Genomic DNA, 11,571 nt, shown 5'->3' on the forward strand with positions numbered 1-11,571 from the left:
GTCAGAGGAGGAGAGTTAGAATAGAGAGAAAATTCCTCAAAACGAGACTTGGTATATGGTTAAGCCAATTAAAGGTTCGCTGCTATGAAATTCCGTCAATTGATGCGGGCAACAGAAAATAAATACAATCGGCTGCTGGCAAATCTGCTCTCGCTCTACATTATTTACCCGTTTTTAGTATATCTACCCCTGGGAGATTGGCTGATTTTCTTTTTCTTCTCCCTCTCTCTGATCATCGCCGTCTATCAGATCGATCGAAGTAAATTGGCTTTAAGATATAATATCGGTCTGTTTTTGATTGCCCTCCTCCTGCGAGCATTCAGCACGATTATCCCTATTTATAGCGATTTCAACCGTTGGTTCGAGCTATCTAGTACATTAATTTCTCTAGCTTTTGTTAGTTTATGTGTGTACTCGATTTTACTAGAATTAATTCTCGCCGAACAGGTCACATCTGATATCATCAAAGGGGGAATTTGTGTCTATTTTCTCTTGGGATTTTTCTGGGCATCCGCTTATAATATCGTCCAGATTTTCGACCCCGATTCCTTTAGCTCCGCCGCTAAAACCGTCAACCAGGCGGATCTACTTCATTTCAGCTTTACTACCCTGGCTACGGTTGGCTACGGTGATATAGTTCCTACCAGTAAAATCGCTAGAGTTCTAGCCAATTTAGAAGGAATGACTGGAGTTCTCTATCCCGCCGTTTTTATCGCTCGTTTAGTCAGTTTACACAATGGTCGTTAACCAAAACAATTGATCGCCCTGGGGGAATATTAGATGATTATGCGTCGCTTTATCCCGATTCTTTCTTTGCTTTTGCCTTGGGTCACTGCTGCGGCAGTCTTGGCGGAAATCCCCACTCTGGCCCAGGAAATCCGCCCAAAAACGGCGGAACAAGTGATCGAGCAACTCTGTGCTAATTTAACCAAACAGCGAGCGTTCACCGTCAATATGGATGTCACCTATGACGATGTACTCGACTCTGGGGCGAAAGTTCAGTACAGTGCCTATCAAAACATCTGGGTAGAGAAACCCAATCGCCTGCGCTCGGACTACACTGGGGATGAACGAGTTACCCGCTTTTTTTACGATGGTAAAACCTTCACCCTTGCGGATCTGGAACGGGATCTATACGTCACGAAACCAGCACCGAATACTCTGGATGAAGTCTTAGACCAAGTAGAACAAAAGTACGGGATCAGCATTCCCATGTCAAATCTGGCAGCGAACGATCCCTGTGCAGAGCTAATGGCCGATGTCAAGCAAATTATTTTTATCGGCAACGACATGGTCAACCGCGAACCGATGTATCACCTGCTGCTGATCGGTAGCGATCGCGACTATCAAATCTGGGTCACGCAGGATGCCACCCCCCTAATGAGAAAAGCGATTATCACCTATAAAACTCTACCCGGTTCACCCCAGTACACGGCAATATTATCCGATTGGAATTTTAATCCCAGTACACCCGCCGATACTTTCACTTTCCAACCGGGATCAGAGTCGATCCCTATCGAACTTCTACCCCCTAGGGATAATCAATCCCAGCAGTAAACCCTGTTCATAAAATGCGATCGCTTGTCGGTATTCCCCTAAATCAGCGTTTTGATATACTTTGAATATCTAACGAATTCGAGGTGGGATCATGAAGTCGCAGATTCGACGCTGGGGTAATTCTTTAGCGATTCGGATTCCCAAGTATGCGGTGGAGGCACTGAACCTCAATCCTAAGGACGTTGTTGAATGTTCTGTGGAAAACGGAAAGCTAGTAATTGAGCTAATTCAAGCCTTGCCTGAGTTAAGTCTAGAAGAACTACTGGCTGGGGTTGTTGAATCACCGGAGCCGGAAGTGGATTGGGGACGACCGATGGGAGAGGAGGTTTGGTGACATACATTCCAGAACGTGGAGATTTCCTGCGGTTGAGCTTCGACCCACAAATTGGGCATGAGCAAATGGGTAATCGTCCAGCACTGGTGGTAAGCCATATTGATTTTAATCGCAAGATTGGTTTTGCCTTTGTCTGTCCGGTGAGCAATACGCAACGCCAGAACCCTTTCTACGTCAAGATTCCAGATGGAGAGGCAGTGACAGGAGTTATCATGGTAGATCAACTGCGATCGTTGGACTTCCGAGGGAGAAAAGCGAGCTTTATCGGCAAGTGTCCAGAACGGTTGCTCCAGGATGTTCTCAGAAGAATTAAGCCGATTCTTTTCTAATCGGGACATTAGGGACTTGCGTGGGAATAATATCCCAGCCAGAAAATCGCTCTGTAGAAGAGTCAGACCAGCCAGATGGCATATTATCAAAGCGCAAGTCCCTTAGCTGCGGAGGCTGTCGAAGGCTCTCCCCCTACTTAGAGTGATCAGCAAACCTGATCGATCGGAGGGCGCAAGCTTTGCGCCCCTACAGTAACGGATTTTGTCCACAATGTAGGGGCGAACTGCGTTCGCCCAAAAGGTAGATTATCAAAGCGCAAGTCTCTTATCAAAAGCCTTACTCTATCCGAACGCAACCCAGATTTATCATAGAAAATGTTCCCGCCAGAGTTTGTGTAGAAACAGGAGAGCGTTTTTTTGCACCAGAAACCGTCGAACGCTTGCAGAAAATAATCTGGGAAGATAAGCAGCCAAGGCGAATAAAAAAATCAAGGAGTCCGGGCCATGAAAAGATCTTTATGTCAAAACTTATGTGTTCTTGCCGCCCTCCTTTTGGGTACAAGTTTACTGATCACGGATTATGTGGACGCTCGCGGTGGCGGTGGCGGTGGTCGTAGCGGTGGCGGTGGTGGAGCTTCCCCACGGGTTAACCGCAGTAGTGATCTGCAAAACCGAGGGAATTTTAGTAATCGTTCCCAACCCTCTAGAGATTTTTCTGGAAGACAGGGGGAACGGCAAACCAGTCAACAAAACCGTCAAGGGGAACGCAGCGCAAGACAGGGGGAAAGACAAACCAGTCAACAAAACCGTCAAGGGGAACGCACGGAAAGACAGGGGGAACGGCAAACCAGTCAACAAACCCGTCAAGGGGAACGCACCGAAAGACAGGGGGAACGGCAGAACGAACGCACCGAAAGAACCGATACCCGTCAAGGGGAACGCACCGAAAGACAGGGGGAACGGCAGCAGCAGGTTAGCGATCGCAAACAGAACCGTCAGAACTTTATTGACGATAATCGCAACGGTTACTGGCGTGGTGGCGGTTGGTACGGTGGCGGTTATTACGTCCCCCCGGGTTGGGGTTGGGTGGGTTTGACCACCGGCTTAGTCATCGGTTCAGCGATCGCTACTCTCCCCCCCTACTACAATACCGTCTATGTGGGTTCTACTTCCTACATTTACTCGGACGGCATCTATCTTCAACCTAGCGGCAGTTCCTACACGGTGGTGGCCCCGCCAATCGGCGCAATTGTCACCTATATCCCAGACGGCTGCACCACAATTACGGCTGACAATACGCTTTATTACAATTGCAGCGGTATTTACTATCGGCCTCTGTTTGAGAATGGTTCCACGGTTTATCAGGTGGTTCGCTTCTAATCGGTTTCTTCTTCATCAATAATTGCCGATCGATCTAATAATAATAAATCTCGTAGGCGATCGGTATCTAATTCGGTTAACCAATTTTCCCCAGCATCTACGGTTTGTTCCGCTAATTGTTTCTTGCTTTCGATCATCTCATTAATGCGTTCCTCTAGGGTTCCCGTACAGATGAATTTATGTACCTGAACATTGCGTTTTTGTCCGATGCGGAAAGCGCGATCAGTGGCCTGATTTTCTACGGCCGGATTCCACCAACGATCGATATGAAAAACGTGATTAGCGCGCGTTAAATTTAATCCTGTTCCCCCCGCTTTCAGGGAGAGAATAAAAATCTTTGGTCCTTGGGGATCATTTTGAAAGCGCTCGATCATTTCTACCCGATCTTTTGTTTTGGTAGAACCGGAGAGAAATAATATTTCCTCGGCTAATTTTTTCTGGAGATGGGTTTGTAGGAGTTTTCCCCACTCAGCAAATTGTGTAAAAATTAAAGCTCGATCGCCTTCTGCTATCACTTCCTCTACCATGGCTTCTAAACGTAATAATTTTCCCGATCTTTGACTGGTTTCTAAACTATTTTCTTTCAAAAAATGGCCGGGATGATTACAAATTTGTTTTAGTTGCATTAGCAAGGTTAAAATTAATCCATGTTTCTGAATCCCTTGAGTTTCTTCAATTTTCTGGAGGGTTTTCTCGACTAATTGTTGATAAAGTTGTCCCTGTTCTTTCGATAAACCACAAAAAATATTCATTTCCTGTTTTTCTGGTAAATCTTCGATAATAGTTTTATCGGTTTTTAATCTCCGTAAAATAAAAGGACGGACAAGGGAACGCAAATTATGCAGGGATTCTTGATCGCCGTATTTTTCAATGGGAAGGGCAAAACGACGCTGAAAAAAGGCTTGAGTTCCTAAAAAATTGGGATTGAGAAAATCCAAAATTGACCATAATTCTGTCAGGCGATTTTCTACGGGAGTTCCCGTTAAGGCAATCCGAAATCCTGCGGGTATTTTTCGCACTGCTTGGGATTGTTTAGCCGTAGAATTTTTAATATTTTGAGCCTCATCTAAAACTAAACCTTGCCATTGTACTGCTTCCAAAGTGGACAGATCGCGATAGATTAAAGGATAACTGGTAATAACAACCGATTTATTTTTTACCGCTTGAGCAAAAGCTTGACCTTTTAATCTTTTTTCGCCATGATGCACAAAAACCGCCAGAGTGGGAGCAAATTTTCTTAACTCATGTTCCCAGTTATTAACCACAGAAGTGGGAGCCACCACTAACACGGGATTAACTAACATATCCTCTTCTTTTAATGCTAGTAAAAAAGCGATTAATTGCGGGGTTTTTCCTAAACCCATATCATCGGCTAAACAAGCACCTAAACCCCACTTTTCTAGGAAAGCTAACCAACTAACTCCCTTGATTTGATAGGGACGTAATTCCCCCCGAAATTCCCGCGGTGGGTTGATTAATTGAATCCCTTGATTGTTATTTAAATTATCAATTAATTCCTTTAATGCTCCCTCCGCTTGAAAATTAACTACCGGCAGTTTAGCAATTAGATTATTATCTCCTGAACTCAAGCGCAGGGCATCCTCTACCGAGAGATTAAGGGGAGTAATGGTATTATTTAAAATTGCCTGAGCTGCTTTGACATCCGTAGGTTGTAGGATTAACCATTTGCCCCCCACTTCCACCACTGGCGATTTTTTCTCTAATAACTTATCAAAATCTTTTTTCGATATTTCCTGTTCCCCTACCACTAATTTAAGCTGAAAGTTTAATAAACTGGTTAAACTTAATCTTTCTCCTTTTTTGGTAGTTACACTGGCAGCAATCTTAATTCCTAATCTTTGTTCATTACTACCAGCAGTTAACCCCGTTGGTAAAATTACCCCTAATCCCTGATCTTGCAATTGCCAAGCGATCGAGCGAATAAACTGATAAACTTCGATCGAATCAAGAGAACATTCCTCCGGGTGTCTCTGCTCTAAACTAATTCTAATCGGTTCGTACAATCGCGATGCTAATCCTAATCCTTTTAAGAGAATTTCCTGGGGATTATTGACAACTCTTTGATAACTATGATAACTTTCTTTCCCCTCTAACCAAATCAACTTGGCACTAATGAGAAATTCGGGATCATCTAACGCTTGTAAATAATAGGTTAGTTTCCACGCTGTCCCTAATCTGGGAGGTTGTAAAGATAAACAGACACGGTATTGATTCTCGATTAATTGGCGATTATTGCCATTAACTAAACTTTCTTGGATAGGAAACACCCAGTTATTATAAGCATTTTCTAGACGCTGTAAATTCTTGGCTTCTAAAGCAATCTCATGATGATCACCGCTTAAAGATTGTAGCCAAGTTTTCACCATCAATGAGGGGGAAATATTAACACTACTATCTATTTTTTGTCGCAAACGAGCATCGACAATATTTTTTAAGCAATCGAGAATAATTGTTTGTGGTTCGCTATTTTCTTGATAGGCAAGACAAACCGGGGGGATGGTTTGGATAAACTTAGCTAAACGAGTGCGATCGATGGTACTATCTAGCAGCGGATACCAGCAACTTTCACCCTGATTTATTCCCGCTAAAAATTTCCCCCTTGCTAATAAATCTAAACTCCAACGGTGCAAATACAGCCAAAATCGTAGATCATTGCCGATAAATTCGGCCTTAGCTAGGGGTAATTTCTCCCATAACTGTATTATCATCCCCGCAGAAAAAGTTAATCCCGATACCTGCCATGGTTGCCAAGACAAGGATTTAGCTGTGGGTTCGAGAATTTGCCCCGACAGCAGCGGTAAAAAATATTTTTTCCTTGGGGGGGAATAACTAGGCAAACTGAGCTTGATTGATTCTGGAGAATAGCGGTCAAGCTGAGGAGAAAATTTCTCGATAAATTGGGCTAATGCCCCAGATTCTAGACAAAAAGGATGATTTTCCTTTGTTTCACTTAATTCCTTCCCTTGCCACTGTTCACCCCAAAGAAAAAAAACACTATCCTGCGAACCAATCAGCCAATTACCGTGTAGAGTAGTCATTATAAAATAGGGAAATTCCTCTAAAAAACTTGCTGTTGAAAAGGTAACAAATCTCGATTTTGTCGCTTCTTCTGACCTTAAGAGCCTCTAATCTCCTATTTTAGTGGACAAGGGCTGATTTCTCAAGCAGAATCTAGTTCAGCGATTAGCCCCGATCGCATGGTTATTATCAGTAATAATAAATAGATTTATTTTTAAACTATGTACAAATCGATCGCCCTAACCCTCCTCCTCAGTCTTCCCCTGAACTTGTCCCTAGTTGGTTATGGGGAAGATTTAAACCATCTACAGCAATTATTATCCACCCGACAATGTCCCCAATGCGATCTGAGCGGTTCGGGGTTAGTGCAATCGAATCTAACTGGGGCAAAATTAAATGGGGCCAATCTCGTCGGTGCTAATCTTAGTCAAGCTAATTTAAGTGGAGCGGATCTGAGTGGTGCTAATTTAACTGGTGCTTCTTTTTTTGGTGCTAATCTGACTGGAGCGAACTTAAGCGGGGCAATCTTGACGGGTGCGGATTTAAGAGGCGCTTATCTCAATAATGCTAACCTTGACAACACCAAACTAGACACTGCATACGTGCAGGGTGCGGTGGGAATTCCCAGTAGTGCTGGTACTCCTGAACTATTCTACGGTCTAGGGATGGTGGAAGGAAAACAGGGACGCACCAGCACCGCTATAGAAAATTTTAATAAGGCCTTGACAATCAACTCGGAATATGCTCCAGCTTATCTGGCCCGGGCCATGGCTCACTATCGTCTGGGACAAAATGCTCTAGCGGCCCAGGACGCTCAAATGGCTTCGACTCTCTTTCAACGACAAGGTAATACCCCCGGTTACGAAGCGGCAGAGAATTTTATTAAAGGCATGGAAATCGCCCTAAAACCGCGAGAACAAGGTGGTGGCAACGCTCAATTAGACCAAATGGTGCAGGGGATTGGTTCTCTGCTCCTACAGTTTGTTTTACCCGCTTTGGGACTGTTTTAATCTTCGTCCGCTGGCTCTTCTAAATGTTCCGAGACCGCGTAATAAAGGTCAAGAACATGATGATCGGCAAGACGATAAAAGACTCTCCGTCCCTGTTTTTGGTATTTAACTAATCTTAAGGCTCTTAGGGTTCTTAACTGGTGCGATACGGCCGATTCACTCATCCCTAAGTCGTCGGCTAAGTCACAAACACATAATTCTTGTTTGGCTAAAAGCGACAGAATTCTTAGGCGGTTGGCATCCCCCAAAAGGCTGAAAAATTCGGCCATTTTTTGGGCTTTTTCGATTTCTAATCCCTGCAAGTGCTGGAATTTCGCCTCTTGGTGATGGGATTCCCCACAAACCGGTGCTATTTTCTCTAGGGCCATATTTTTTCCTGATCGGTTATTAAGGGAAAGTTGAGAAAGGGAGGTATCGATCAAATCTTCCATGCCGATACTTGTCCCCTTCTCCCCAATAACTAAATTTAACCGCAAATACAACTCTGGTGTCCACAGCCTTTCCCTTTAACGTGACCATCGGCACAAGCTTGGGAACAGTAGTATTTATCGTTTTCTTTGATGGCATCGGCGATCGATACTTGACACGTACAGGATTCACAAGCACATTTCATGGTGGTGACAGCGATCATGGTTACTACCTCGGAACTTCTTTACTGACTTTAGTATAACATCTGAACAGATGTTCATGGATTGAATAAAGTTAAATTTTTCTAAAACTCAGACGGGTGGGAAGTTCTCCTCGATCAGTGATCAGATGGGAGTTTTCAGTTTGCATATAGAGCTTTTCAGGTTACTGAGGTATCGACAAGTTTTGCCAACCAAGAGTTTAAGCCCCTTGCCCATGCCTCATTCTGATGAAAACTGCTATATATAGTCTAAGGTAGAAAAAAGTTAAATACTGACTAAACCGCCCAATCATAAGAACTTAGGCGACAAATTCTGATGTTATTAGCATTAAAACAACTAACTGTTACCCCAGGCGATCGCCTGTTGTTAACTTCACTCACTTGGCAAGATTATGAAACAATTCTTGACGAATTGGGAGATCGACGGTCAATTCGTCTATCTTATAGTCAGGGAACTTTAGAAGCAATGACTCCTCTTTTTATTCATGAAAACACCAAAGTTTTAATCGGGGATTTGGTTAAAGTTCTCCTAGATGAATTAGAGTTAGACTATGAACCCGCTGGATCGACAACCTTTAAAAATCATAAAATGGATCAAGGAATAGAACCAGATGAGTCTTTTTATATCGAAAATTGTCATGCTATTCGGGGAAAAACGCGCCTTGATTTGGCGATTGATCCCCCTCCCGATTTAGCAATTGAGATTGATATTACTAAGCGAACCCGATTTAATAATTATGAGCGATTGGGTGTTCCTGAATTGTGGCGATATGATGGGGAGAGACTGGAAATCAATGTTTTGCAAGGATCAGAATACGTTGAATCTTGCCAAAGCCGACTATTTTCTCAATTTAATCTAATAGAAAAAATTCCAGGAACGCTACAAAATAGTCAAAAAATCGGTAGTGCAATGGCATTAAAACAATTCCGAATTTGGGTCAAGCAAACGCTTAATCCCTGACCTCAAATGAACAACGAAGTCAGGGAACTGAGGTTTCCTACTGTCTTTTTACTGCTCACTGATTACTGTTTTTAGACGCAGAACGGCCTACCAACGATCGCCAGCATCGTAAATTGTTAAACGTCCGACTCCTAGAGCTAATCCGGGAGAATTGTCTCCGGGGGGATAAGCAGTAATTCCAAACTGATAGACACCACCATAATCGGGATTTCGTACTGGTTTCAGACCGATGGAAACGGTATTACCGGGGGGGACAGGAGGATCAAAAATGACCGTAATCGTCTGAGTATTGGGGTCAAAAGTAGTGGATTTTAGGGTTAATTTTTCGCCTCGCTGATTGCGATCGCCAAGAAAAGCAAAGGTTTGATCAACAAGAAAAGCAATAGTTTGAATATTAGGCTGCTGTTGTATAGTTACTTTGCCCAAGGGCGCCCCGAGAGACGGCGGCAGAGCGATGGTAAGATAGTATTTTGCACCCCAAGCACGCACGGATTGGAAAGTAGCGAAGAAATTAACCAGAGTGGGAGAACTCTCAAAAAATACTCTGCCATCGGGAAATTGTCCTGCGAGAGACACAGAAGCATCAAAAGCGAGTATAGCAATCAAAGCGAGTTTAGATAGACTTTCAGTCTGTTTTAAAGGCAAAAAGGGAATCTTCAAGGTAAAAGCTACTATAAAATATTGATTGTCAAGGAGAATTATAGCAAATTCACTTAACCCTCAGCCGCTGCCATTATCAGTGATCAGTGATCAGTTATCAGTGATCAGTTATCAGTTGTTTTCTCCCCACTCTCCCACCCCCAATACTTAACCCCCAACTTGCAATGTATCTCGAACACCTGCACCTTCACAGTTTTAGAAATTATGCCGAACAGTTGCTAAAATTCGAGTCCAAAAAAACAATATTATTGGGCAATAATGCTCAGGGAAAATCCAATTTACTAGAAGCGATCGAACTTTTGGCCACTCTCAAGAGCCATCGAGTCAGCAAGGATCGGGATCTAGTGCTAGAATCGGACTCGGAGGCGAGAATTTTTGCTAGGGTTAATCGTCTTTATGGAGCATCAGAATTAAGTTTAATTCTCCGTTCTTCCGGTCGTCGCACCGTGATCCGTGACCGTCAACCCCTGCGCCGTCATCTCGATTTTTTGGGCGTGATTAATGCGGTACAATTTTCTAGTCTCGATCTGGATTTAGTGCGCGGTGGTCCGGAAGCTCGCCGAGATTGGTTAGATACTTTATTAATTCAATTAGAACCCCTATACGTTCATATTTTACAGCAATATAATCAGGTTTTACGACAAAGGAACGCTCTTTTAAAAGAGATTCGTAAACAGGAATTAGAGGGAAAAGTTTATGCGGATTTATCCCAACTAAAACTCTGGGATTTACAATTAGCAGAAACTGGTTCAAGAGTTACGAGAAGAAGGGCGCGAGTCCTGCAAAGATTAATTCCTTTAGCTCAAAAATGGCACGAAAGTATTAGCGGAAAAACTGAATATCTAGAATTACAATATATTCCCAATGTGCCTTGGGTAGAAGATGATGTCAATGGGGTACAAACAGCTTTTTTAGATAAAATTGAAACCCGTCGTTTGGCCGAGAAACAGCTAGGGACATCGGTAGTCGGTCCCCACCGGGATGAAGTGGATTTTTTAATTAACCAAAACCCCGCTAAATCCTACGGTTCCCAAGGACAACAAAGAACCTTAGTTTTAGCCTTGAAATTAGCGGAATTACAGTTACTAGAGCAGATTATCGGGGAACCTCCCCTACTACTCCTTGATGATGTTTTAGCGGAATTAGATATCGAACGACAAAATCAATTATTAGATGCGATCGAAGACCGTTTTCAAACCTTAATTACCACCACTCATCTCAGTTCTTTTGAGTCTCGCTGGTTGCAATCTTCCCAGATATTTTCTGTCAAAAAGGGACATATTTTTTATTAGTCTATAGCCTCTCTTTGTTTGTCTCTTTGCTAACGATATACACCCATAATTTTATCCCCCCTTAATAAGGGTAGGGCTATTTCATTCTCAAGAAAAAAGGAGAAATACGGCGAGAAACGAAATTTTAGCGACCTAAAGACAATAATTGGGAGATGCTGTGCTGATTGTGGTCAATTCCCTTTGTTAAAGAATCATAACCCTCTAACCTGTACAAGGTTAAAACCGGGAGCATCTCACCTTTGTAACCCCTAAATCAGGTTTTATGTCAAGCTATTTTGAAAGCCTTGCGAGAAACCAGTTTGGTGGTGATTCGGTAGTAGTGATGGCGGCTTAATCCTTTGCTTTGCTGTGCATTGTAGTCATGGATAAAATACCAAAGGGTTCCCCAAGGTGATTCTCCATTTTTTTAGAGAAAGATAGACTCTCTCTCACCAGCCGAGA

General features: G+C 43.2%; 12 protein-coding genes. 8 read left to right on the forward strand and 4 right to left on the reverse strand.

Translation table 11 applies throughout. The features are described from left to right. Positions 1-84 precede the first annotated feature (84 nt). The 5 genes from IM507_RS19000 to IM507_RS19020 all read left to right on the forward strand — a co-directional run bounded on the left by IM507_RS19000 (position 85) and on the right by IM507_RS19020 (position 3,540). Positions 85-747 carry a potassium channel family protein gene (locus IM507_RS19000; protein WP_002738780.1) on the forward strand — a complete coding sequence of 221 codons (663 nt, stop codon included), beginning with the start codon at positions 85-87 and terminating at the stop codon, positions 745-747. A 33-nt stretch (positions 748-780) separates the two neighbouring features. Continuing rightward, complete coding sequence (locus tag IM507_RS19005; protein ID WP_287637530.1) at positions 781-1,557, forward strand: DUF2092 domain-containing protein; 777 nt, start codon at positions 781-783, stop codon at positions 1,555-1,557. Positions 1,558-1,648: 91 nt separating this feature from the next. Next, entirely contained in the window at positions 1,649-1,891 is a 243-nt protein-coding gene (locus IM507_RS19010) for an AbrB/MazE/SpoVT family DNA-binding domain-containing protein (RefSeq protein ID WP_069474486.1), read from the forward strand. Next, positions 1,888-2,220 (forward strand): type II toxin-antitoxin system PemK/MazF family toxin, encoded by a 333-nt coding sequence (locus IM507_RS19015; protein WP_002778731.1) that lies wholly within the window; start codon positions 1,888-1,890, stop codon positions 2,218-2,220. Before IM507_RS19010 ends, IM507_RS19015 begins: the two co-directional genes overlap by 4 nt. Positions 2,221-2,664: 444 nt before the next feature. Beyond that, on the forward strand, positions 2,665-3,540 hold the full coding sequence (locus IM507_RS19020; protein WP_287637531.1) for a DUF6515 family protein: 876 nt from the start codon (positions 2,665-2,667) through the stop codon (positions 3,538-3,540). Here the strand turns inward: IM507_RS19020 and IM507_RS19025 are convergent. Then, positions 3,537-6,599, reverse strand: a complete 3,063-nt coding sequence (locus IM507_RS19025) for a DEAD/DEAH box helicase (RefSeq protein WP_287637532.1) — start codon at positions 6,597-6,599, stop codon at positions 3,537-3,539. The two genes, IM507_RS19020 and IM507_RS19025, sit on opposite strands and share 4 nt — an antisense overlap. Before the next feature lie 201 nt (positions 6,600-6,800). On the opposite strand from IM507_RS19025, the gene IM507_RS19030 reads away from it, so the two are divergent. Next, a complete protein-coding gene (locus tag IM507_RS19030) occupies positions 6,801-7,589 on the forward strand; it encodes a pentapeptide repeat-containing protein (protein WP_287637533.1) in 789 nt (262 codons plus the stop codon). Here the strand turns inward: IM507_RS19030 and IM507_RS19035 are convergent. Both IM507_RS19035 and IM507_RS19040 read right to left on the reverse strand, forming a co-directional pair. Then, positions 7,586-8,020, reverse strand: a complete 435-nt coding sequence (locus IM507_RS19035) for an ArsR/SmtB family transcription factor (RefSeq protein WP_002754959.1) — start codon at positions 8,018-8,020, stop codon at positions 7,586-7,588. The two genes, IM507_RS19030 and IM507_RS19035, sit on opposite strands and share 4 nt — an antisense overlap. 35 nt (positions 8,021-8,055) lie before the next feature. Then, a complete protein-coding gene (locus IM507_RS19040) occupies positions 8,056-8,220 on the reverse strand; it encodes a metallothionein (protein ID WP_002778739.1) in 165 nt (54 codons plus the stop codon). Positions 8,221-8,533: 313 nt separating this feature from the next. On the opposite strand from IM507_RS19040, the gene IM507_RS19045 reads away from it, so the two are divergent. Further along, positions 8,534-9,178 carry a Uma2 family endonuclease gene (locus tag IM507_RS19045; RefSeq protein WP_069474483.1) on the forward strand — a complete coding sequence of 215 codons (645 nt, stop codon included), beginning with the start codon at positions 8,534-8,536 and terminating at the stop codon, positions 9,176-9,178. A gap of 87 nt (positions 9,179-9,265) precedes the next feature. On the opposite strand, the gene IM507_RS19050 is transcribed toward IM507_RS19045, so the two are convergent. Then, a complete protein-coding gene (locus IM507_RS19050) occupies positions 9,266-9,838 on the reverse strand; it encodes a DUF2808 domain-containing protein (protein WP_002738348.1) in 573 nt (190 codons plus the stop codon). Positions 9,839-10,002: 164 nt separating this feature from the next. Here IM507_RS19050 and recF point away from each other — a divergent pair, with 164 nt between their 5' ends. Further along, positions 10,003-11,130, forward strand: coding sequence for a DNA replication/repair protein RecF (gene recF, locus IM507_RS19055; protein WP_002747232.1), 1,128 nt, complete (start codon positions 10,003-10,005; stop codon positions 11,128-11,130). Positions 11,131-11,571: the final 441 nt, after the last annotated feature.

It is taken from the genome of Microcystis sp. M20BS1 (assembly GCF_020245305.1).
Lineage (GTDB): Bacteria > Cyanobacteriota > Cyanobacteriia > Cyanobacteriales > Microcystaceae > Microcystis > Microcystis ichthyoblabe_A.

Coding starts and splice junctions, on each gene's coding strand:
- IM507_RS19030 (WP_287637533.1), top strand. CDS start 6,801: ATGTACAAATCGATCGCCCTAACCCTCCTCCTCAGTCTTCCCCTGAAC.
- IM507_RS19005 (WP_287637530.1), top strand. CDS start 781: ATGATTATGCGTCGCTTTATCCCGATTCTTTCTTTGCTTTTGCCTTGG.
- IM507_RS19045 (WP_069474483.1), top strand. CDS start 8,534: ATGTTATTAGCATTAAAACAACTAACTGTTACCCCAGGCGATCGCCTG.
- IM507_RS19020 (WP_287637531.1), top strand. CDS start 2,665: ATGAAAAGATCTTTATGTCAAAACTTATGTGTTCTTGCCGCCCTCCTT.
- IM507_RS19000 (WP_002738780.1), top strand. CDS start 85: ATGAAATTCCGTCAATTGATGCGGGCAACAGAAAATAAATACAATCGG.
- IM507_RS19035 (WP_002754959.1), bottom strand. CDS start 8,020: ATGGAAGATTTGATCGATACCTCCCTTTCTCAACTTTCCCTTAATAAC.
- IM507_RS19025 (WP_287637532.1), bottom strand. CDS start 6,599: ATGACTACTCTACACGGTAATTGGCTGATTGGTTCGCAGGATAGTGTT.
- IM507_RS19040 (WP_002778739.1), bottom strand. CDS start 8,220: ATGATCGCTGTCACCACCATGAAATGTGCTTGTGAATCCTGTACGTGT.
- recF (WP_002747232.1), top strand. CDS start 10,003: ATGTATCTCGAACACCTGCACCTTCACAGTTTTAGAAATTATGCCGAA.
- IM507_RS19010 (WP_069474486.1), top strand. CDS start 1,649: ATGAAGTCGCAGATTCGACGCTGGGGTAATTCTTTAGCGATTCGGATT.